At 59.5% G+C, this 22,451-nt stretch carries 19 protein-coding genes; 4 read left to right on the top strand and 15 right to left on the bottom strand.

Annotated features, from left to right (window positions below; translation table 11 throughout):
* The first annotated feature begins 165 nt into the window (after positions 1 to 165).
* Both AC2CF9_RS02075 and AC2CF9_RS02070 read left to right on the top strand, forming a co-directional pair.
* Entirely contained in the window at positions 166 to 621 is a 456-nt protein-coding gene (locus AC2CF9_RS02075; protein WP_150016114.1) for an RpiB/LacA/LacB family sugar-phosphate isomerase, read from the top strand.
* A gap of 141 nt (positions 622 to 762) precedes the next feature.
* A complete protein-coding gene (locus AC2CF9_RS02070) occupies positions 763 to 2,229 on the top strand; it encodes a catalase (RefSeq protein ID WP_150016113.1) in 1,467 nt (488 codons plus the stop codon).
* 53 nt (positions 2,230 to 2,282) lie between these two features.
* Here AC2CF9_RS02070 and AC2CF9_RS02065 read toward each other — a convergent pair whose 3' ends face one another.
* The gene (locus tag AC2CF9_RS02065; protein WP_484556139.1) at positions 2,283 to 4,637 is read right to left on the bottom strand and encodes a membrane-bound PQQ-dependent dehydrogenase, glucose/quinate/shikimate family; all 2,355 of its coding nucleotides are present in this window, start codon (positions 4,635 to 4,637) and stop codon (positions 2,283 to 2,285) included.
* Positions 4,638 to 5,252: 615 nt separating this feature from the next.
* Here AC2CF9_RS02065 and AC2CF9_RS02060 point away from each other — a divergent pair.
* On the top strand, positions 5,253 to 6,221 hold the full coding sequence (locus AC2CF9_RS02060) for a GT-D fold domain-containing glycosyltransferase (protein ID WP_484556138.1): 969 nt from the start codon (positions 5,253 to 5,255) through the stop codon (positions 6,219 to 6,221).
* Positions 6,222 to 6,408: 187 nt separating this feature from the next.
* The gene (locus AC2CF9_RS02055; RefSeq protein ID WP_484556137.1) at positions 6,409 to 7,737 is read left to right on the top strand and encodes an MFS transporter; all 1,329 of its coding nucleotides are present in this window, start codon (positions 6,409 to 6,411) and stop codon (positions 7,735 to 7,737) included.
* 1,216 nt (positions 7,738 to 8,953) lie between these two features.
* Here the strand turns inward: AC2CF9_RS02055 and AC2CF9_RS02050 are convergent.
* The 14 genes from AC2CF9_RS02050 to AC2CF9_RS01985 form a co-directional block, all read right to left on the bottom strand.
* Positions 8,954 to 10,249 carry a PQQ-dependent sugar dehydrogenase gene (locus AC2CF9_RS02050; RefSeq protein ID WP_484556136.1) on the bottom strand — a complete coding sequence of 432 codons (1,296 nt, stop codon included), beginning with the start codon at positions 10,247 to 10,249 and terminating at the stop codon, positions 8,954 to 8,956.
* Positions 10,246 to 10,668: a DUF2231 domain-containing protein gene (locus tag AC2CF9_RS02045; RefSeq protein WP_039384314.1), complete on the bottom strand. Its 423-nt coding sequence runs from the start codon at positions 10,666 to 10,668 to the stop codon at positions 10,246 to 10,248. The genes AC2CF9_RS02050 and AC2CF9_RS02045 overlap by 4 nt, the downstream gene beginning before the upstream one ends.
* Before the next feature lie 111 nt (positions 10,669 to 10,779).
* Positions 10,780 to 11,616 (bottom strand): MBL fold metallo-hydrolase, encoded by an 837-nt coding sequence (locus tag AC2CF9_RS02040; RefSeq protein ID WP_484556135.1) that lies wholly within the window; start codon positions 11,614 to 11,616, stop codon positions 10,780 to 10,782.
* Positions 11,617 to 11,872: 256 nt separating this feature from the next.
* The gene (locus AC2CF9_RS02035; RefSeq protein WP_484556134.1) at positions 11,873 to 12,379 is read right to left on the bottom strand and encodes a protein disulfide oxidoreductase; all 507 of its coding nucleotides are present in this window, start codon (positions 12,377 to 12,379) and stop codon (positions 11,873 to 11,875) included.
* The gene (locus AC2CF9_RS02030; RefSeq protein WP_150016106.1) at positions 12,376 to 13,095 is read right to left on the bottom strand and encodes a DsbA family protein; all 720 of its coding nucleotides are present in this window, start codon (positions 13,093 to 13,095) and stop codon (positions 12,376 to 12,378) included. The genes AC2CF9_RS02035 and AC2CF9_RS02030 overlap by 4 nt, the downstream gene beginning before the upstream one ends.
* A complete protein-coding gene (locus AC2CF9_RS02025; RefSeq protein WP_484556133.1) occupies positions 13,095 to 15,098 on the bottom strand; it encodes a protein-disulfide reductase DsbD family protein in 2,004 nt (667 codons plus the stop codon). Before AC2CF9_RS02025 ends, AC2CF9_RS02030 begins: the two co-directional genes overlap by 1 nt.
* A gap of 49 nt (positions 15,099 to 15,147) precedes the next feature.
* Positions 15,148 to 15,507 (bottom strand): hypothetical protein, encoded by a 360-nt coding sequence (locus tag AC2CF9_RS02020; protein WP_484556132.1) that lies wholly within the window; start codon positions 15,505 to 15,507, stop codon positions 15,148 to 15,150.
* Between the two features lie 110 nt (positions 15,508 to 15,617).
* A complete protein-coding gene (gene pqqF / locus AC2CF9_RS02015; protein WP_484556131.1) occupies positions 15,618 to 17,933 on the bottom strand; it encodes a pyrroloquinoline quinone biosynthesis protein PqqF in 2,316 nt (771 codons plus the stop codon).
* A complete protein-coding gene (gene pqqE, locus AC2CF9_RS02010) occupies positions 17,933 to 19,072 on the bottom strand; it encodes a pyrroloquinoline quinone biosynthesis protein PqqE (RefSeq protein WP_484556130.1) in 1,140 nt (379 codons plus the stop codon). Before pqqE ends, pqqF begins: the two co-directional genes overlap by 1 nt.
* Positions 19,059 to 19,337, bottom strand: coding sequence for a pyrroloquinoline quinone biosynthesis peptide chaperone PqqD (pqqD, locus tag AC2CF9_RS02005; protein ID WP_039384271.1), 279 nt, complete (start codon positions 19,335 to 19,337; stop codon positions 19,059 to 19,061). Before pqqD ends, pqqE begins: the two co-directional genes overlap by 14 nt.
* A 5-nt stretch (positions 19,338 to 19,342) precedes the next feature.
* A complete protein-coding gene (gene pqqC / locus AC2CF9_RS02000) occupies positions 19,343 to 20,098 on the bottom strand; it encodes a pyrroloquinoline-quinone synthase PqqC (protein ID WP_484556434.1) in 756 nt (251 codons plus the stop codon).
* Positions 20,092 to 21,018: a pyrroloquinoline quinone biosynthesis protein PqqB gene (gene pqqB, locus AC2CF9_RS01995; RefSeq protein ID WP_150016100.1), complete on the bottom strand. Its 927-nt coding sequence runs from the start codon at positions 21,016 to 21,018 to the stop codon at positions 20,092 to 20,094. The genes pqqC and pqqB overlap by 7 nt, the downstream gene beginning before the upstream one ends.
* A gap of 55 nt (positions 21,019 to 21,073) precedes the next feature.
* Complete coding sequence (gene pqqA, locus AC2CF9_RS01990; RefSeq protein ID WP_010617686.1) at positions 21,074 to 21,145, bottom strand: pyrroloquinoline quinone precursor peptide PqqA; 72 nt, start codon at positions 21,143 to 21,145, stop codon at positions 21,074 to 21,076.
* A 139-nt stretch (positions 21,146 to 21,284) separates the two neighbouring features.
* On the bottom strand, positions 21,285 to 22,310 hold the full coding sequence (locus tag AC2CF9_RS01985; RefSeq protein WP_039384263.1) for a dipeptidase: 1,026 nt from the start codon (positions 22,308 to 22,310) through the stop codon (positions 21,285 to 21,287).
* Positions 22,311 to 22,451 lie beyond the last annotated feature (141 nt).

The following is a 22,451-nucleotide window of genomic DNA, read 5'->3' as shown; positions in this document are numbered from 1 at the left end:
AAGGCCCTGTAGCGCCTTAAAACTCACCATCTGACTCACCTATCGCGATCGCGCTCACAAAACCATCACATTACAAATGAACATGCATTGAACAAATGTTTAGCGCTGTGGCACGCTGTGATCCACGCCTGGATGCAGGCCCTTTTTCTTTACCGGAGAACCGCTATGAAAACGATTGCAATCGGTGCTGATGATGCGGCTGTCGATCTGAAAAATATCATTAAGACGCTGCTGGAAACGCAGGGCTATACCGTGACAGATTTTACCAACGATGCGGATAACGCCCGCCCTATGTACCCGGATGTCGCCTGGGCGCTGGCGACTGCCATTCAGCGTCAGGAATTTGAACGCGGCATTCTGCTCTGCGGAACCGGTATTGGCGTGGCTATTGTGGCTAATAAAGTACCCGGCGTGCGGGCAGCGCAGTGTCACGACACCTTCTCTGCCGAGCGGGCGCGTAAAAGCAATAATGCCCAGATCATGACGCTGGGCGCGCGCGTGGTGGGTCCGGAGCTGGCAAAAAATATTGTGAATGCGTGGCTGGCGGCGGAGTTTGAGGGCGGCGGTTCTGCGGCAAAAGTAGAAAAGATAGATTTTTACGAGCACGCGGCGCAGCGCTGATCGCCCCCCTCTGTCTGGCGCGCAGGGTGTTCCGGCCAGGGCAGCAGTGGCTCGCTACAGATTGCGTAACTAATCAGGCAAGCGCAGCGCACGCTGCTACGCTTAAAGGCTGAGATTACCCTTACAAGATCTGGAGATATTATGAGCAGTGATAATCGCAAACCGACCACCACGGATGCGGGCATTCCGGTAGCCAGCGATGAACACTCCCTGTCGGTCGGACCTGATGGTCCGCTGGTGCTGCACGATCACTATCTGATTGAACAGATGGCCAACTTTAACCGCGAGCGTATTCCGGAGCGTCAGCCCCATGCAAAAGGCAGCGGCGCATTTGGCCATTTTGAAGTGACAGAAGATGTCAGCCGCTATACCAAAGCCGCCGTATTCCAGCCCGGCACCCGCACCGATGTGGTGATGCGCTTCTCCACCGTAGCCGGTGAGCGCGGCAGCCCGGATACCTGGCGCGATCCGCGCGGCTTCTCTATCAAGTTTTACACCACCGAAGGCAACTACGACATGGTGGGCAATAACACGCCGGTGTTTTTTATCCGCGACCCGATGAAGTTTCAGCACTTTATCCGCTCGCAGAAGCGCCGGGCGGATAACAATCTGCGCGATAACGATATGCAGTGGGATTTCTGGACGCTCTCACCCGAATCTGCGCACCAGGTGACCTGGCTGATGGGCGACCGCGGTATTCCGAAGAGCTGGCGCCACATGAACGGCTACTCCAGCCATACCTATATGTGGGTCAACGCCGCAGGCGAAAAATTCTGGGTGAAATATCACTTCAAAACCGATCAGGGCATTGAGTTCCTGACGCAGGAGAATGCCGACACGCTGGCCGGTCAGGATGGCGACTACCATACGCGCGACCTGTTTAATTCTATCAAAGAGGGTAATTTTCCGAGCTGGACACTCTATATGCAGATCATGCCGTTTGCGGAGGCGGACAGCTACCGCTACAACCCGTTTGATCTGACCAAAGTCTGGCCGCACGACGACTATCCGCTGATTAAAGTCGGTAAGCTGACGCTGGATCGCAACCCCACCGATAACCATGCCCAGATTGAACAGGCGGCGTTTGAGCCGAATAACCTGGTTCCCGGTATCGGCCTTAGCCCGGACAAAATGCTGATGGGCCGTATTTTCGCCTATGCAGATGCGCACCGTGCACGCCTTGGCGTTAACTATAAGCAGATCCCGGTGAACGCGCCGCAGGCGCCGGTCAACAGCTACAGCAAAGATGGTGCGATGCGCATTAATCCGGTCTCCGATCCGGTCTATGCGCCCAACTCCAAAGGTGGCCCGGTGGCCGATGGCGAGCGCTACCCTACCGACTCCACCTGGCAGTCGCAGGGCGATATGGTGCGTTCACCTTATACGCTGCGCAAAGATGACGATGATTTCGGCCAGGCGAATCAGCTGGTGAATAAAGTGATGGATGATGCCGCACGCGATCGTCTGGTAAACAACGTGGCCGGTCACCTGCTTAACGGCGTGGAAGAGCCAGTGCTGTCGCGCGCCTTCGAGTACTGGCGTAATATCGATCGGGCCATTGGCGATCGTATTGCGCAGAAAGTGCAGAGCGAACGTGCGAAAGCGTAATCTCTGATGCAGCGTCCCGCCGGGCGGCGGGACGCTGCTGGACTATCCTTTTTTTACTTCAGACGGAACGCCACCACGCTGTCGCCCGCTTTGGTGCCGAGCGATCCGTGCCCCCCCGCCGCGATTACTACATACTGTTTGCCATCTTTGCCCATATAGGTTGACGGCGTGGCCTGTGCGCCTGCGCTGAGTTCGGTCTGCCACAACAGCTCGCCGGTGGTGCTGTCATAGGCGCGGAAGAAATTATCTGCTGTAGCACCGTGGAACACCAGATCGCCTGCGGTCAGCAGCGGCCCGCCATGTGCCACCATCCCCATCGGGAATCCCAGCGGGAAGCGGCCCGGCAGGAAAGTGGTTTTCAGGTTCTTCGTGGTGCCGATACGACGCAGCCACTCCGTTTTCCCGGTTTTCAGATCAACCCCCACCAGACGGCCCCACGGCGGTGCAATGCAGGGAATACCCAGACCCGACGCGAGCTGCTGAATGTGGATCGCATAGTCGCCGTGAAAGTTTTCATTCCAGTAAGGCTGACCATCTTTAGTGAACAGGCGTTCAGTTGCCGTCTGCGGCGTGCGCTTGATCAGATTATATTTATACGCCAGGCGTACCGGCGCAGCGATCAGCATCTGGCGCTCCGGATCGACCGCGACAGATCCCCAGTTAAAGACGCCAATATTGCCCGGGAACACCAGCGTGCCCGCTTCAGTAGCTGGCGTCCACGGATTGCCATCATAGCGCAGACGATGAAAATCGATCCGGCAGGCGATCTGGTCAAACGGCGTAATGCCCCACATCGACTTTTCCGTCAGCGCCTGCGGAATAAAGTTCAGGCTGGAGACCGGCTGCGTGGCGGCAAATTTTTCGCCGGGAACGCCGCCTTCAGTCGAGACTTTCACTTCGTTCACCGGATAAACCGGCTGGCCGGTCAGACGATTCAGCACAAACAGGTTGCCGGTTTTGGTCGGCAGGATCACTACCGGCTGCTTCTGGCCCTGATAATCGATATCCAGCAGTGAAGGCTGTGACGGGTTATCGCGATCCCACAAATCGTGGTGCGAACTCTGGTAGCGCCACTTAAACGCACCGGTCTGCAGATCCAGCGCCACCAGCGTGTCGCGGAACTTCTCGGTGTTGCTGTCAGCGTCGCGTTCAATCCCCACTTCATCCGGTGACGCGTTGCCAAAGGGAACGTAGACCAGGCCATTTTTGACATCGGCGCTCAGCGTTGCCCAGGCAACCGGCGTATCCTGCGGATAGCGCTTATCAGCGGCAATCGGCGCGGTCACATCCGGCGTGGCCGGATCGAAATTCCACACCAGGCGGCCACTCTGCGCGTCATAGGCACGGATGACACCGGACGGATTGCCTTTCTCAAAGCCGTTATCCATGACCGAACCGCCCACGATCACCAGATTACCGGCCACCAGCGGAGCAGACGTCTGCATCAGCGCGTGCGGGCGGATCTCACCCATATTTGCGCGCAGATCCACTATGCCATCGCGGCCAAAATCAGGACAGCGCTTGCCGCTGTCGGCATCCAGCGCAATCAGGCGCGCATCGGTAGTGGCATTGAAGATACGCTTACGGCAAAGCGCAGGCGCATTGCTGCTGGTTTGCGCAACCGGCGTGGCGTAGTAGCTGACGCCGCGGCAGGTCTGATGCTGCTGAAGGTAAGAGCGGTTTTTCTCCGGCGTATATTTCCATTTCACCGCCCCGCTTTCAGGATCGAGCGCGTGGACTTCATTATGCGGCGTGCAGAGATAGAGCATATCGTTGGCTTTCAGCGGCGTCGCCTCAAACGTATACTCGGTGGCATCACTCTCCTGACGCATATCGCCGGTATGATACTCCCAGGCGACTTCAAGGTTACTGACGTTCGCTTTGCTGATCTGTTTCAGCGCTGAGAAGCGCTGACCCGCTGGCGTACCGCCATAGGCGGCCCACTCATTTTCTGCGCCAGGCTCGCTCACCGGCTCGCGCGCATTGGTGATGGTGCCGGCCTGCGGCAGCGGATCGTAAAAACAGAGGCCGATGACGACCAGCACCATAATCGCCACGGTGCCGCCCAGCAGCGGATGAAAACGGCGTTCGCCGCGGGTTAGCGGCCTGACAATCCACGGCATCGCCAGCCACAGACCGATCACGCCAAACAGGTCGCCGCGCGGGATCCACTGCCACTTATCAAATCCCGCTTCCCAGACGATCCACGCCAGCGTGATCCACATCAGGACCGCATAGAGCGTCAGCGCACTGCGCTGTTTACGGAACAGTAAAACAGCCGTCAGCAGTAACCCTGCCCCCATTATCGCGTAGAACGCGCTGCCTCCATTGAGTAACAGCTGACCACCCATATAGAGCAGCGCTATCGCCAGTATCGCCATTACGATACTGGTGAGTTTTGTTATCATGCCAATCCCTCAGTTTTGTTCATTAGTTTATGCCGTTACGACATCGCAGCAATTCCAACAAAATATTAACTTATGTAAGCACTGTGTAAAAACCCGTGAGTTTATGTGTTGTCAGATCCGCTAATGAATCAAGCGCTGCTTAAGGCTCGCCGGCAGCGGCAGGCTCATCATGTGACTGAAATCACGTTTAATTTTGATGGATTTAATTAATCATTGCCGCTGCGATTGCGCACCTTTTGCTAACACACTGGCATAACAGATGGCGTAAGCGCGTGCACGATAACAGGCCTGGCATCATAAAAATGATTACCGTCAGGCTCACTCAATGGCTGAAATGAGGTGCAATAGTGCCCGCAACACGTTTTGATGAAATTGATTAACGGGTTCGCGTAGCCTGTGTACGAATTATCCTGGTGTAAATTGTCTGCAATCATTTAATTTTCCGCTGCGCCTGACAATTCTTCCCGTTGGCTTTACGTTGAGTTGCAGTTTAATGATTAAATAACGCAGCGTAATTTCAGTTTGGGAATTTCCTCAGCCTCTGTTTTTTCAGGAAGAGTGATATAAATCACCTGACTGCTCTGTAGCAGATCCGCAGATAAAAAGAAGGTTATTATGATCAGCGCAGATTCCCTTTATCGGAAAATACGATTTCCATTTAAATTTACACACGCAGCGTTAAAATTCCCGGTTGCCCAGGCACATGCGCGGCAATATCAGGTTATGTCACCTGAACAGACAATCGATTTGCTGCTCAGTAATGACAGGTTATCCGTATGCCGGTATGGGGATGGAGAACTGGAGATGACACTGTTTAAAAATATCGGCTTTCAGTCATTTGATGAGCGTCTTTCTATCAGACTGAAAGAGATTATGCGGCGCGGTACGCGCGAAGGTAACCCCTGCCTGCTCTGCATGCCGGATGCTTTTCGCTCAACCCGCAATATGCGTTTTGGCTCAGCCCTGTTCTGGTTTTTTCATAAAGCCTTTTTCTTTCGCCGCTATGAGCCTTTATTAAACAAAACGTATCAGTATGGAAATACTTCGGTGACGCGTCCTTATCATGATTATATTGATAAACAGCAGGCGACCCGCGTATTTGCTAAATTCAGGCAGCTTTTTTACGACAAAAAAATATTGATCGTTGAAGGCAGCGGCACCCGGCTGGGTATCGGTAATGACTTAATGGATGGCGCACGCGAGATAAAGCGTATTACCACGCTGAACCGTAATGCATTTTCAGTCTATAATCAGCTCTATACCAGCGTGCTGGCGCATGCCCATGAGTATGACATGGTGCTGATTTCGCTGGGTCCGACGGCAACCGTGCTGGCTTACGATCTCAGTCAGCAGGGGATCCGCTGTATCGATACCGGGCATATCGATATCGAATATGAGTGGATGCGCAGCGCGGCGCGTACCAAAACGGAAATCGCGGGTAAGAATGTCAATGAAGCGGGCGTATTGCTGAGCGACGATCAGCACGACACGGATGAGCACTACCGTGGTCAGATTTTACTGCATGTCGGATTACCTCAGGAGCCGATGGTGAATGGCGTGATTCTGCAGCAGCCCGTTGTCTGATTCTGCACCCTCAATGCACGCTTAAGCATCCAGTCTGGTGCAGCGCAGCAACCTTTACGTTTCCCGAAGCATAAAGTGCTTGCTGTTCTGCCCGGCTTTATCCCTCTTTACGTTGATATGACTCCGCCCAGAGATTCTGGCATTACCTTTGCTTACTCATTCCTGTGTTCTTCACAGGAGTTATGCCATGAAAGCCTCTGCTGTCCGCTACCGTATCTTTTCATTATTGTTCCTTATTGCGCTGATTAATTACGTTGACCGCGGTGCACTCTCCTTCGCTGCGCAGGCCATTTCGCAGCAGTTCCATTTCAGTAAGGTCGAGCTGGGCGCCGTGCTGGGCTACTTCGGTTTTGGCTATCTGTTTGGCTCGCTCTGCGGCGGTTTTCTCGCCGATCGATTTGGCACGCGCAAAGTGTGGCTGATGGCTGGCGTGCTCTGGTCGCTGCTGGAGATCGCTACGGCCTGGGCAGGTGAAATTGGCGTGGCGCTGTTTGGCGGCTCGGCCATTATGGGGTTCGCCGCGCTGCGCGTACTGTTTGGCTTTGCCGAGGGGCCTGCCTACGCGCTGATGAACAAGACGATTGCGCACTGGGCGCCGGATAATGAGCGCGGCATGGCGCTGGGCATCGGCCTGCTGAGTACACAGGTAGGCTCGCTGCTGACCGCACCCATCGCGGTTGGCCTGCTGCTGCTGACCAACGACTGGCGCATGATGTTTATCCTGCTTGGCGTCTTTTCGCTGCTGGCGATGCTGCTGTTTGCCCGCTACTTTGCCGATACGCCGCAGCGGCATCCGGCGGCGAACGACGCTGAGCGCGCGCTGATCGTGCAGGGGCAGCGTGCTGAAGCGCATGATGAGCGCCCGTTACCCTGGTGGCGCTTTTTCACCAGCCGCACGCTGGTGTGTAATGCGCTGGGCTATTTCAGTTTTCTCTATATCACCTTTACGCTGGTCACCTGGCTGCCAAAATATCTGCAGGACAATTTTCATTATGACCTGCATTCGCTCTGGTATATCGCCATGATCCCGTGGAGCGGAGCCTGTCTGACGGTGCTGCTTGGCGGGCGCCTCGCCGATCGTTTGCTGGCGCGAACCGGAAATCTGCGGCTGGCCCGCAATGGCTTTGCGGCAATTACGCTCTGCGCTACCGCCTGCTGCTTTATGGCCATCCCGTTTGCCGGTTCGGCCGCCGCCATCATCGCCCTGATGACGCTGGGTAACGCACTCAATGCGCTGGTCAATAACGTTTACTGGTCGGTGGTCATAGACGTTACGCCAAAGGCGTCGGTGGGAGCATTCAGCGGGATGACGCTGGCAATTGCGAATCTGGCCGCCATTATTTCCCCTATGCTGTGCGGCTGGCTGGCGGAGTATTACGGCTATAACGCCATGTTTACCGTGACTGCCGTTATCGCCTTCGTCAGCATGCTGGCCATGACATTGCTGCAGCCAGAGAAACGCCTGCAGCCAGCCCCCGCCGTTTCGTCAGCACCGGCCGCCAGGGTCATTTTGTAGGGGCGCCATTTATAGCGCCCTGGCCCGGGATAGACATCCGCCTTCACGGGCCGCATAAATGCGGCCCCTACAAGAATGCTGGATTCTGTACCCGCAGGGGGCGCATTCATGCGCCCCTCACCGGATGCCGCGACGGGATTTGACCTGGGCCGCATTACGGCCCCTACAAGAATGCTGGATTCTGTACCCGTAGGGGGCGCATTCATGCGCCCCTCGCCGGATGCCGCGACGGGATTTAACCCGGGCCGCATGAATGCGGCCCCTACGGGAGATATCTACGCCATTTATGACGCCCTGGTTGCATGTAAAACCCGGTGTGAAATAGATATGCCCGGGCCGCATAAATGCGGCCCCTACAAGAATGCTGGATTCTGTACCCGTAGGGGGCGCATTCATGCGCCCCTCACCGGACGCCGCGACGGGATTTAACCCGGGCCGCATGAATGCGGCCCCTACGGGAGATATCTACGCCATTTCGTAGGGCCGCATAAATGCGACCCCTACAAGAATGCTGGATTCTGTACCCGTAGGGGCGCATTCATGCGCCCCTCGCCGGACGCCGCAACGGGATTTAACCCGGGCCGCATAAATGCGGCCCCTGCGGAAAATCCGCGCAGGGGTGCCATTTATGGCGCCCTGGTTGCCTATAAAATCCGATATGCCAGGGCCGCATGCAGACAGCCTGAGCGGCCACGAAAAAAGGCGGAGGGGTGAGCTCCGCCTTGTTTCAAGTTCCGGTCAGTGCGCCTGACCGGTCAGTTGCAAAAGGGCAACGATGATTTGCAGGATGATCCGGACGATGTCCAGAAGTAATCGTACAAGTTCCATCACTTTCCTTCTCCTCTGACAGGAGCGCGCGCCATTCAGCGGCCGGGACCATGACCCTACCCGCCGGCCGCCTGAGCACATCTGTGAGGAGCGCTGAGCGGCACTCATTGCTAAAGCCACAGGCCAGCACCACCTGAAACCTGCCGGGATTTGACTATCCGCGCCCCTGAGAGTCATCAGAAAGCAACGATACTCCGCCCGCACTCAACACTGTATAACCATACAGTAATTTACTGAAACTTGAAATATTTCTCGTCACATTTTATGATTCGCTGTGTGAGGAGTGCTGAGCACCCCGTTCGCCGCGCGGTTACCCGCCGCTTAAGCGAACCAAAAAAAAGGATTTGGCTGACCAGCCAAATCCTTTTCTATTTTTTACTGGTAAAAACTACTGCGCCGCGCTGATGCGCCAGATAGCATCTCCCGCATCGTCCGCTATCAGTACCCCACCCTGATTATCCGTTGCCAGTCCCACTGGCAGACCGCGCACCTTCTTCTCATCGTCCGTGAGGAATCCGGTGACTACCGGCTGTGGCTTACCGACCGGCATGCCGTTTTCAAATTTAACCCATACCACTTTATAGCCATTAAGCGGCGTCCGGTTCCAGCTGCCGTGCTCGCTGATAAACGCGCCGCCGCGATACTGTGGCATATTGTCCGCGCCGTAGAACAGCAGTCCGAGCGGTGCAACGTGCGAGCTCAGGGCGTAGTCCGGCTTGATCGCTTTCGCCACCATATCAGGCCGCTGCGGCCGGACCCGGTCATCCACGTGCTGGCCAAAATAGCTCCACGGCCAGCCGTAGAAGCCGTTATCCTGCACCGACGTCATATAGTCAGGAACCAGATCGGATCCGATTTCATCGCGCTCATTCGCGATCGCCCACAGCTTGCCGCTCTGCGGCTCCCACTGCAGCCCGGTCGGATTGCGGATGCCGCTGGCGTAGATGCGGCTCGCCCCGCTGGCGGCATCCACCTCCCACACCGCTGCGCGCTGATACTCCGCACCCAGTCCGTTTTCGGTGATGTTGCTGTTAGAACCGACGCCGACATAGAGTTTACTGCCATCCTGGCTGGCGAGCAGCGCCTTGGTCCAGTGGTGGTTAAGCTCGCCACCCGGCAGCGCCGTGACCTCTTCGGGCGCAGTGCGGATCTCCGTCTGCCCGGTCTGATAAGGGAACTTCACCAGGCTATCGGCGTTTGCAACGTAAAGCGTGTTGCCAATCAGCTGCATACCAAAGGGCGCATTCAGATTTTCGATAAAGAGATGCTGCTCCCATTTACCGTTGACGTTACGCAGCAGTGAGATACGGTTGCCGCCTGGCGCACCTTTGCCTGAGGATTTCTGCACAATGCCCATAATAAGCTGCTTCGGCGCCGTGACCGGATTTTTTACCCCGTTGGCCTCGGCCACCAGCACATCTCCGTTTGGCAGCACGTAGAGCTGGCGCGGGTGCATCAGCTTCGCCGGGATCCGCTCTATCTTCAGCCCGTCCGCCACCTTTGGCGTTTCGCCGGTTTTCCACGGCGTCCCCTCCGGCACCTGCATAGGCGGCATGAAAAAGTTCTGCGCTTTAGGCAGCTCGGGATTGGGTCCGGTCTGTTTCTGCGGATCGAGAGACGATCCGCTGTCGCAGGCGCTCAGCAGCGCAGCAAGACTGACAGCACTCAGAATGCGCAGTTTCATGGACGACCTCCCGGGATACGGCGCGCGCGCAGCGCCAGCTGTACGTTGGCGATCAGCAGCAGCGCCACCACAATGGTCGACAGCGTGACGCCCATGGGCACCACCGCATACGCATCACGGCTATGAATAAAGGCGTTAACTATGGCCACCAGCACTGCCAGCAGTGAGAGCCAGAAATGGGTTTTTTCACCGGCAGTGACACCGCGAAACAGATGAATCAGGCTGATAATTCGCGGCAGAATAGCCAGCAGCAGACCAAAGACAATCAGCCAGCTGGCAGCTTTGGTCCACATCACCACAAAGGTCTGCAGATAGAGGATGTCAAACAGCCAGGCGGCAAAAAAAAAGCCCAGCGGCAGTGGCTCCAGCAAGGCATACAGCGTAATGCCGAACGCCGACTTTCCCGAGGTATGAAACATGGCACGCTCCCTTTAGAGTTTTCAGACGGCGGCGAGCCGACAGGCTTCGCAACGCCGCCAGAGAAATATTAGTAAAGATAAAGGGTAATGCGCAGAAAACCGGCAAAAAAGCTAACAGTGCGGCCGGTAGTGTGCCAGTTCGCGCGCATCGTGGCTGCAAAACAGCGCAACACCGCTCTGGGGCTGCAGCGAGAGTTCGCGCAGCCGCTGCTGATTAATACGCCACGCTTCGCGATCGCTACACATCAGCCGCTGATAGGCGCGCAGGCCCGGCGTACAGTGGCGCTGGGTGTGATGCATCTCTCCGCGATAAAACCAGGCGTCCCCCCCGTGCAGCAGCCAGCCACCGCCGTGGCGGATCGCCACGCCTGCGTGTCCGGCGGTATGCCCCGGCAGCGGCACCAGCAGGAGCTCATCGCTGAGATCGTCAATCGCTCTCACCGCATCAAACCCGAACCAGCGTTCACCCTCGCTGGCGTAGCCGTGCCAGCCATCGTGCGCGGTCCACTGCTGTGGCCGGAAGCGCTGACGCGCCAGCCAGCTCTGCTCACGTCCGCTGCGTACCGTATCAAGCTCACGCTGCAGAAGATGGATCCGCGCCGCCGGAAAATCACTGATGCCGCCTGCATGATCAAAATCGAGATGGGTCAGAATAATATGACGCACATCTTCCGCCTGAAAACCCAGCAGCTGAATTTGTGCCAGCGCGCTCATCTGCTCACTGTAACGAATATTATTCAGCAGACGGAAAAAGCCAGAGAGCCGGCGTTCCGGATAACGCATATCATTAATTCCCAGTCCGGTATCCACCAGAATCAGACCGTGGCGATCGCTTTCAATTAACAGACAATGACACACCAGTTCAGCAAAGGGGCCCTGGCTGAAGCCATCAAACAGCGCCCCGCCCAGCGGGCACATGCAACCACAGTTCAGATGATGAATACGCATACTCTCCCTCACTGCAGCGCCTGAAAATATCCCGCCGCGATAATCAGAAATTAGTCTGTTATTCAGGTATGCATCAGTTACGCCATTATTGCAAAAATTTAATCACTGCCTTAAATAAAGCCAGCCGCAAAAAGATAAAATAACCGCAGCGCCGGGATAATTGTCCTGATAATTATTACTTTCCTGTTTTAAACATTATTAATCAGCGCAAATTGAACCAGCCATTATTAAAAAAGGCGCCCGCAGGCGCCCTCTGTTATCCGCTGAACTGTTCAGCCCACCATAAACGCAGCTGCAATCCCCAGCGGCTGCTCCAGCCGCTGGTGGTACTGACAATCCGGCCCTGATAGAGCACGATAAAGGTCGGCGTGGCAGCGATTTGCCAGCGCTGTCCCAGCTCGCCGCGCGCGTCGTTAACGGCTAACCCCCGCAGGCCTTTTTTTGCCAGCCACTGTGCAACCTGCGCATCAGAACCCGAGCGCAGTGCCACGCTGACCACCGGCACGCCCTGCTGGCTGAGCTTCGCCACAACCGGCGTGGTCAGCTTGCAGACGCCGCACCAGCTGGCCCAGACGTAAACCAGCACCGGCTTCGATGCGCTCAGCCCGGCCAGGCTCTGCTCACCCTGCAGCGTGGTGAGCGGCTGCTGTGCCAGATCGGCAGGCAGCTGCGGCGCGCGCAGCCAGTCGACCGCCAGCATAATCAGCACGCCTGCCAGCAGCAGCCAGAGCGCTTCACGCAGCCAGCGCTTCAGCCGGTTCACGGTGCCGCCTTCAGCGCATCTTTCACGGCCGCCTCCAGCTGGGCATAAGGCACCGCCCCGCTGATCAGCTGATTACCCACCAGCGTGGCCGGGGTCCCCTGCACGCCCAGCTGCTGCGCCAGCGTCAGGTTGTGATTAATGGTATCCAGACTCGCTTTGCTCGGTGCTGACAGGCTGATACCGGTTTTTTTCAGCGCGGCGCTGATGCTGGCCTCGTCGTGATTACCTTTTTTCGCCATCAGCTTTTCGTGCAGCTTCAGAAAGTTTTTAGGCTGCTGCTCCCAGACCGTCAGCGCCAGCCGCGCTGAACTCAGCGAGCTTTCGGCACGATAAGGCAGCGGCTTGATGACCACCGCAACCTGCGGATGCGCTTTCAGCAGCGTGGTGATATCACCCTCAAATTTTTTGCAAAATACGCAGTTGTAATCGGTGAAATAGACCAGCGTCAGCGCCGGTTTTTCAGCGCCGATGCGGGGTGAACCGGCATCGCTGAACAGCATATCGCGATTCTTTTCAACCATTTGAGCTACTACGTTCTGCTGCTGTCGCGCGGCTTCCTTATCAAAGGCATCGGCGGCCTCAGCCAGTATGGCGGGATTCTGTACCAGCGTTTCGCGGATCAGCGCTTTGATGCGCGCTTCCTGCTCCGGCGTAAAAGGAGCGGCAGCCAGTACCGGTGCGCTCAGCAGCAGCATTGCAAACAGTGATTTTTTCATTATTTTTTCGCCTTACTCAGTGTGGAAAGCACCGCGTCGCGACTCAGCAGCGGTGACAAAATCTGACCCTGCGGCAGCGCCGGGCCATAAATCTGATTAAACGGAATCGCCGCCCGATCGCGCTGGCGCAGAAAGTCGCCAATGGCCGGATCCGGCTGCGTCCAGTCGCCGCGTAGCAGCACGATATCGTCCGCACTCAGCGCGGCGCGAACGTCAGGCTGGTTCAGCACCCGGGACTTATTGACCTTGCAGGTAATGCACCAGTCAGCGGTGATATCGACAAACACACGCCGGTTCTGCTGCAGCGCCGCGGCGATAGCCTGCTCTGACAGCGGCTGCCAGTGCAGTTCACCGGCATCCTCTGCCGGACGCATCAGCAGGAACAGTGCACCCGCTATCGTCAGCGTGATAGCGACCGCGCCCGCCTGCTGCAGCGCGCGGCGGCGCAGCAGCCAGGTTAGCAGCAGCAACAGCAGCGCGGCAGCCAGCAGGCCCGCTGCACCACGGCCCCAGTGCGGGATCAGCAGCGTAACCAGCCAGAGCGTCGCCAGCAGCATCAGAATGCCCAGCAGCGTACGCAGATGCACCATCCAGCGTCCCGGACGCGGCAGCCAGCACGCGACGCCCGGCAGCGCGGCCACCAGCAGCCACGGCACGCTCATGCCGATACCCAGCGCCGCAAACAGCAGCCAGAGCTGGGGCAGCGGCGCGGTCAGCGCATAAGCCACCGCCGTGCCGAGGAATGGCGCGCTGCAGGGCGTTGCCAGCAGAGTGGCAAACGCCCCCTGCGCAAAATGCCCCGCTAATCCGCTCCCCTGGTGCGTGGCCAGCCGGGTGTTAAAAGCGGAGGGCAGACGTAAATGCAGCAGATCAAACAGGCTGGCGCTGAACAGAAACATGACGCCGGTCATCAGCAGCAGGAATCCGCTGCTCTGGAACTGTATGCCCCAGCCCAGCGCCTGACCGCTCAGGCGCAGCGCGCTCATCAAAAGTGCCAGCAGCAAAAAGGAGAAGAGGATCCCGGCGCTGGAGGCCAGAAACTGCAGGCGCGTCTGACGGCGTGTCTGACCCTGCTGCTGCACCAGACCGCTGAGCTTGATCGCCATAACCGGCAGTACGCAGGGCATCAGATTCAGCACCAGGCCGCCGAGCAGCGCCAGCAGCAGCACCGACCAGAGCGTCGCGCGCGTCCCGCCGCTCAGCAGCGGCTCCGCACCGAGAGTGACGTGGCTCTGCTGCGCCAGATCCTTATCGCTGATCACCAGCGACAGCTGGCGGCCGCGCAGGTCGGGTGCCGCATCGCCCCATTCATCGGTCACGGCCACGCGCGCGCTGAGCGTATTGCCCTGCACGCTGATCACCGGTGCTGCCAGCATGCTGCCCGCCGGATAGTCAAAGAAGAGTGCCGGGGTGCTCCAGCCCGCCTGGCGTACCGCGCGGATCTGCAGCTCACCGTTAACAAAACTGGCGTTGAGCTGGTCAGTCAGGCCGGAGTCAGGCGGAACCTGCCCCATCGCGCGGGCAAAGTCGCGGTCAAACGCCGCCGCGGCCGGCCGGGTCAGATCGAGGCTGAACGCAAAATCCGTCAGAATACAGACGTCGCTGCACGTAGAGAGCGTCAGCGTGCCGGTAAGCGTATCGCTGCCGGGCGGGCGCTGCAGCACGATCGGCAGCGTGACAGTGCCTTTATAGCCCTGAGTGGTCAGCCCGCTGACGTCAAAGCGCGCCGGTACAGGCCAGAACCACTGAGCGCTGATGCCGGGCGTCTGCCAGGCGATGGCGGGTGCCACACCGCCTTCTCCCGGCGTGCGCCAGTAAGTTTTCCAGCCGGGCTCCAGATGAATATCCAGCAGCAGCCGGGTGTCGCCCGCCTGCGGCGCGGCGCGCAGGCGCACCTCAGCGTGGCTGTTTTGCGCGTTGCGCAGCCAGCCGGTATCCGCAGCCTGCGCACTCAGCACGCAGCCTGCCAGCAGGAGCAGCAGGCTCCTGAGTAAAACAGTCATGATAAATTCTCCGGTAAATAACAGGGGGTACGCGAAACAGCGCGCGGTGTTATTCCCGGAAGACGCAGAGCGTAAGATGTCGCCGTCGCAGCGGCGGACGGTGCAACTGATGACGCCAGAAGAATGAGAGGCGTTGCGGAACGGCCAGCGCGGCGAGCAGCGCCATGACAAGCATCAGCAGCGGCAGCGCCGCATCAAAGACCGGCGTGCTGGCGCTGAGGGATTTTGCGCTCAGCGCACAGGGCCTGTCACTGCTGGCAGAGGCATCCTGCGCGCCGGACTCACTCAACACGGCAGAGACGGTAACAGGCTGAACGGGCATACTGAAGCTGCGCTGTACCAGACAAAATGCCAGCACCAGACAGGCGAGTGCCAGGATCCACGTTGCGCGTTGGGGCGATATCATCATGCCGCAGCCTCAGAGAAAAGTGCGGGCATTTTATGTAACGCCGCCGCAAACGCCAAGTTTTGCCGTGTAAACTTTTGTCGGGACAGGCAGTGGCACCGGTGTGTACCGGTTCAGTGCCGGTTGATCAGCAGCCGCCAGCGCCGCCGCTGCCGCACCAGCTGCCGGAAAAGCTGCTGCATGTGCGGCAGAGTCAGGCCAGAGACCGCCTCAGGTGTCAGGATCGCGCCGCCCGCTTCGCGCCGCAGCAGATCCTGCGCCACCTGCCGGTTAGCGTGCGGCTGGCAGCGTTCCCGCAGCGTCTGCTGCCATGCGTGCAGCGCCCCGACCTCACACTCGCTCAGCGCCGTCTGCATATCCAGCAGAAAGCGCCGGCAGTGGGCCAGCAGGCGTACCCAGTCGATATCGGGCGACTGCAGCGCAAACAGCAGTCCATCCACATCGGCGCAGCGCTCATAGCGGGCCGCGACCACGTAGCCTATCTGCTGATCCACACGCAGCCGCTGAAAAAAGCGCGGCGCCAGAAACAGTCCCAGCGCCTGCAGCGCCGCCAGGCTGATATCATCCGGCGTCGTCAGAGGGATAAACAGCAGCAGCGCCTGGTCGCGTCCCTGGCAGGCGACGGGCGTAATGCCGCGCCGCAGCGGTGGCGGCGCAGAGGGCGCTGTCTGTTGCCTGAGGCTCGCCAGACTCTGGGCAGCGCAGTGATTGAGGTGCCGATCGTGCCCGCACCACGCCGCCTGCCAGCCGCGGGCTGCCGCCGGATACAGCAGCTGAAATGGCAGCGTCTGCAGCAGCTGGCGGATAACGATGGTCGCGGGTTCAGGCGGGGCGCTGGCCTCATCCGCTGCGCTCAGCTGCGCCGTGATGGCCGGCAGCAGCTGCCAGGCCACGGCGGCATCGGCCGGAATATCCAGCAGCAGCTGCCAGATCCCCTGCTGCTGCTGCCAGACGCCACGCCCCCCCAGATGACGCAGCTCTGCCAGCAGCGGCCGCAAACGCCGCTGGCAGGCCACGCCTGCGTGGTCAGCCAGCGGCTGGAAGCACGCCGGGCGCAGCAGCAGCGTCTCAGCTGGCTCAACCGGCAGCGCCTGCGGTAACGCGGCTGCGGTGCCGCAGTAACCTGACGCGGCAGCCTGCAGAGCGCGCGGCGGGAACTGCCAGCGCACCGCCGCCGGTACGTCACCGCAAAGCACGCGGGTACTGCAGCGCAGCGTAAATCCCTGCGTGGTGCAGGTCTGAGCGTCGCTCAGCGGCTGCCGGGTCAGCAGGCGCAGGCGGCCAGCCTGCATCAGCTGGCGGATCGCCCGGGCCAGGTCCGGAGGCAGATCGGCCGCGGGCGCTTCTGCACCCGCCCGCAGCCGCAGCTGACGCAGCGGCGTCTCAGCGCGGAAGTCGCGCTGCGCCAGCTGCAGATAGTGCTGATGCTGGCGCTGCGTGTTGTGCTGCACGGCCTGCAGGTGCTGCCAGACGCGCTGTTCTATACGCCAGGCCTGCGCGGGTGAGATCGCCGCTGCGCTGAAGCGCAGTGCGAGCAGCGCGTGCCGGGTGTCCTGCCACAGCCAGCTGACCTGCAGCGTGTCACAGAGTCCCTCACTGCGCAGCTGATGCAGCAGGCCGCCTTCAGCCTCATCGAGCCAGTAACTGCGCAGCAGAGTGACACTGTCACTAAATGCGCGATCGAAGGGGATTAAAAGCGTCAGCCAGAATGCGTTCTCACCCGGCAGCTCAAGCTGCGTGAGCACCTGGCTGCCGGGCTGACGGGGCACCACCGGCAGCGCCGGTACCTCGCCGCCCGGCAGGCATTCAAAGGCTGCGGCCAGCGTTGCCAGCTCGTCCAGCGACTGCGGCCCGGAGAGCCAGAGCTCCAGACTGTTTGCCGTAAAGCGGGTCTGATGAAAATCGCGCAGCGCGCGCTGCAGCTCCGTGACGTTGTCACCAAAAGCCGCCCTGCTGCCGGCGCGAAAGCGCCTGAAGCGCCTGCCGAGCGGATGCAGCAGCGCCGCCTCGCTCAGCGTCTCGCTGTGGCTCTGCAGCAGCTGATACTCGGCATCGATCACGGCGCACTCCTGGCGGATGGCGTCAGGCGCGAGGTTCGGGGCGATCAGCATATCCGCCAGCCGCGTGACGCCGCCTTCCAGCGCGGCGGCCGGCAGCTGAAAAAACCATGCGCTGCGGCTGAGCTGGGTGGTAGCGTTGACCTCGCCGCCCTGCTGCTGCACCCACGGCATCAGGCGCTGGCTGCCACTGAAGCGCGCGCTGTCGCAGAACAGCAGATGTTCGAGCAGATGCGCCAGTCCGGGCCAGCGATCGGGCTCATGCAGGCTGCCGGCCCCGACCTGCACCAGCGCCGCGGCTTCGCGGGCGTCAGGCTGGTGATATAGGTGGCAGCGCAGGCCGCTGGCCAGCGTCAGGGTGCGCTGCATCATCAGAGACGCTGTTTAACAATCAGCGCGGAGTTGGCCCGGTTGCGGAACTGCAGCTGGGCAATTTTGATATCGCTGCAGTTTGCCTCACGCCGCGCCTCCAGAATCTGCCCGTGATGCGGCGATTTGCTGCAGACCGGATCGGTGTTGTCGGCGTTGCCAGTCAGCATATACGCCTGACAGCGGCAGCCGCCGAAATCTTTCTCTTTCTCATCGCAGGAGCGGCACGGCTCCGGCATCCAGTCAAAGCCGCGGTAGCGGTTAAAACCAAACGAGTCATACCAGATAGACTGCAGGCTCTGCGTCAGTACGGAGGGAAATTCAACCGGCAGCTGGCGCGCGCTGTGACAGGGTAACGCCGTGCCTTCCGGGGTTACGCTGAGGAAGATTGATCCCCACCCGCCCATACAGGGCTTGGGACGCTCTTCATAATAGTCCGGCGTCACAAACAGCAGATTGGTCAGGTTGCCGCTCTCGCTCATGCGTGCCCGGTAGCGTGCGACCGTCTCTTCAGCACGGGCGATCTGCTCCCGCGTCGGCAGCAGCCCTTCGCGGTTCAGATGCGCCCAGCCGTAAAACTGACAGGTTGCCAGCTCAACGTCATCGGCATCCAGCTCAATACAGAGGTCGATGATTTTATCGATCTGATCGATGTTATGGCGGTGCAGCACAAAGTTCAGCACCATCGGATAGCCATGCTTTTTCACTGCCCGCGCCATCTCAAGCTTCTGCTGAAACGCTTTTTGCGAGCCAGCCAGCGCGGCGTTCAGCGTTTCATCGCTGGCCTGAAAGCTGATCTGGATATGGTCCAGCCCGGCGTCCGCAAAGGCGTCGAGCTTTTTTTCGGTCAGGCCAATGCCGGAGGTGATCAGATTGGTGTAAAAGCCCAGGTCGCGCGCGGCGCGGATCAGTTCAGGCAGATCTTTGCGTACCAGCGGCTCGCCGCCGGAGAAGCCGAGCTGTACGCTACCCATGGCGCGCGCCTGGCGGAACACCTCAATCCACTGGTCGGTGGTCAGCTCTTTCTCCTGCTGCGCAAAATCGAGCGGATTAGAGCAGTACGGGCACTGCAGCGGGCAGCGATAGGTCAGCTCCGCCAGCAGCCAGAGCGGCGCATTGACGGCGGGTTTATTCGGGTTCACGACACTGGATCCATTTCTGTTCAACGGCGGACTGCAGGAAATCTTTCACGTCGTCACCGACGCCGCCAGCCTCGGGAAAACGGGCGTCAAGCGTGCTGACGATCGCGGCCACATCCTGTTTACCGGTCACCAGCTCCAGGATAGCCGCTGCCGTTTCATTCAGTTTCGCCATGCCTTCCGGATAGAGCACGACGTGGCTCTGCTGCGCGGCTTCCCACTGCAGACGATAACCGCGCCGGAAAGCGGGGATCAGGGTATCTTTCATGCGCATTACACCAGTCTTGTTGTGTGCCAGGCCGCCCGATCGGTGACCGTATGATAAGGCGGACGCTGCAGCACATAGGCCATTGTCATGGCATCAAGCATCGTCCAGAGAATATCGAGTTTAAACTGCAGGATCTCCAGCATGCGGTTCTGCTGTTGCGCCGTGGTAAAGCGCTCCAGCGCCAGCGCCAGCCCGTGCTCAACGTCGCGGTTAGCCTGGCTCAGGCGGCTGCGGAAGTAGAAATACCCCTCCTCTTTGATCCACGGATAGTGCTGCGGCCAGCTGTCGAGGCGCGACTGATGGATCTGCGGCGCAAACAGCTCGGTCAGGGAACTGCACGCCGCTTCCTGCCAGTCAGCGCGACGGGCAAAATTGAGATAGGCGTCAACGGCAAACCGTACGCCGGGCAGCACGTGCTGCTCCGACAGCAGCGCCTCACGCGTCAGGCCCACCGCCTCACCCAGCTGCAGCCAGGCTTCAATGCCGCCATCGCGATCGTGGCTGCCGTCGTGATCGAGAATGCGCTGTACCCACTTGCGCCGCGTGGCCGGATCGGGGCAGTTGGCCATGATCGCGGCATCTTTCAGCGGAATGGTGGTCTGGTAATAGAAGCGGTTTGCGACCCAGCCCTGGATCTGCTCGCGCGTTGCCTCACCGTTATGCATCGCTTTATGGTAAGGGTGATGAATATGGTAGTAAGCGCCTTTGGCGCGCAGCGCCTGTTCAAACGCCTCGGGGGTCAGAGCGTCGGTGATCACGATGCGGACTCCTGCAGGTGGATCGCCATCCCGTCCTGGCTCACTTCAATGCCCTGCTGCGTCAGAAACTGGCGCTGCGGCGAGTGTTCGTCGAGGATCGGATTGGTGTTGTTAATATGAATAAGGATTTTGCGCTTTGCCGGCAGCGCGGCCAGCAGCGCCATCAGGCCCTGCTCTTCAGCCAGCGCCAGATGGCCCATCGCACGCCCGGTGTTTTTGCCGACGCCGGTGGTCAGCAGCTCATCATCCTGCCAGACGGTGCCGTCAATCAGCAGGCAGTCCGCTTTCTGCAGCCACGGCATGATCACCGCATCCGGCTCGCCCAGACCCGGCGCGTAGAGCAGCGTCTGTCCGCTGGCGCGGTTTTCGATAAACAGCGCCACGTTGTGCCCCGGCAGCGGCCGGTCGCGGTACGGAGAGTAAGGGGGGGCGTTGCTGAGGATCGGGATCGCAGTAAACTGCAGATCGGGACAGACCGCCACGCTGAACGGCTCAAGCGGCGTCAGCGCATGATGCTTCAGGCCACCATTCCAGTGCTGCAGCATGGTAAAGACAGGAAAACCACTGGTGAGATCGGCATGCACTTCGGGGGTACACCACACCTGATGCGGACAGCCTTCACGCAGGCTGAGCAGCCCGGTAGTGTGGTCAATCTGACTGTCGGTCAGAATAATACTGCCGATAGCGGTGCCGCGCAGCACCCCTTTTTTCACCAGCTCAGGCGTCTGTGCAATCTGCTGACTGATATCAGGCGAGGCGTTGCATAACACCCAATCTTCCCCGTTATCACTGACGATAATCGAGGACTGGGTGCGCGCCTGCGCCTGAATGGTGCCGTTACGCAGGCCGCTGCAGTTGGCGCAGTTACAGTTCCACTGCGGAAAGCCACCGCCTGCCGCTGAACCGAGAACGTTAATAAACATGTGAAAGACCGAAGCAGAAAAAGAGAATGCCCGCACGAGCGGCGGGCAGAGAGTCTTAGCGGTTGGAGATGTACAGTGTCACTTCCAGGCCCAGACGCAGGTCAACAAACTCAGGTTTTTTCCACATAGTGTTCTTCCTCATCAATGAAAACGCAGAGCAGGCTCTGCCATAAATGCCGCTGGCGACTGCAGGCAGTACACCAGGCGCGGCGATGTTGCGCCAATGTCGCGCGGAGATCAACCCTGATTCACCAGGGAAACGCGGTTCAGGCCTGCCAGATCTGACGCAGCACGCGCTGCCAGTTGCCCCACGCGAGCTGTTCAGTCAATGCCTGATCATAGCCGAGACTTTGCAATAGCGCATAGAGCCGCGGTAAACCGGTAACATCTTTTAACGTCGCCGGCACGCTGATGCCGTCAAAATCCGATCCCAGCGCCACGTGATCGCGGCCCATAATAGCGATCAGATGCGCAGCGTGTTTAACAATTTCCGTCAGCGCGGTGCTGTCGTCGCGTTTTCCGTCACTGCGCAGGAAAGCGTTGCCGAAATTTATCCCCACCACGCCGCCGCTGTCGCGAATGGCGCGCAGCTGATCGTCGGTCAGGTTGCGCGGCTGTGCGCAGAGCGCGTGCGCATTGGAGTGCGTGGCGACCAGCGGCAGCGTGCTGAGCCGCGCCGTCTGCCAGAACGCTTTTTCATTCATATGCGAGAGATCGATAACCATACGCTGCTGACAGGCCAGCGTAATCAGCTGCTCCCCCTCCTCCGTCAGCCCGTCGCCGCTGTCGGGCGATCCGGGAAACGCGCCGGTAACGCCGTGACCAAAGCGGTTAGGCAGATTCCAGAATGGCCCGATGCTGCGCACCCCGGCCTGATAAAACGCCTGCAGATCCGCGCCGGCACCGTCGAAACCGTCGGCGCCTTCGATGTGCGCCACCAGCGCCAGTACGCCATCGCGCCGGCAGGCAGCAATCTCTTCCGCATTCAGGCAGAGCCGGGCGCGACCGCCTGATTCCGCCGCCAGCGTTTTCAGGATCGCGAGCTGCTGCCAGAGAATGGTGAGCGGCGGCAGCTGCTCGCCGGCGCGCTCAGGCGCCACCTCGCTGAGATAGCCAGCCGGCGGCACAAACAGCGCAAATAGCCCGCCGCCAAAGCCGCCCTGCTGCATGCGCGGAAAGTCGAGATGCCCGGTTTCTGTACCGGAAAAAAAGGCGCGCGCCGGATCGTCGCGATGATGCAGCCAGAGCCGCAGTAACAGGTCGTTGTGACCGTCGAACGTAATAAATGACATAGCCTGCCTGAGCCGGAAATCGTGCCGCTATGCTACGCGCCCGCACCGCTTTCGCCAACCTGTCCGTTTCGCACGCGTGGTTGTCCGCTACGCGCAGGCGGGCAGCGATTCACCTGCGCCACACTGCAGGCTCTGCTAAAG

The sequence above is a fragment of the Pantoea sp. SYBGC1 genome, from assembly GCF_057197005.1.
The sequence above is the reverse complement of the archived record's forward strand: the minus strand, read 5'-3'. Positions and strand labels throughout refer to the sequence as shown.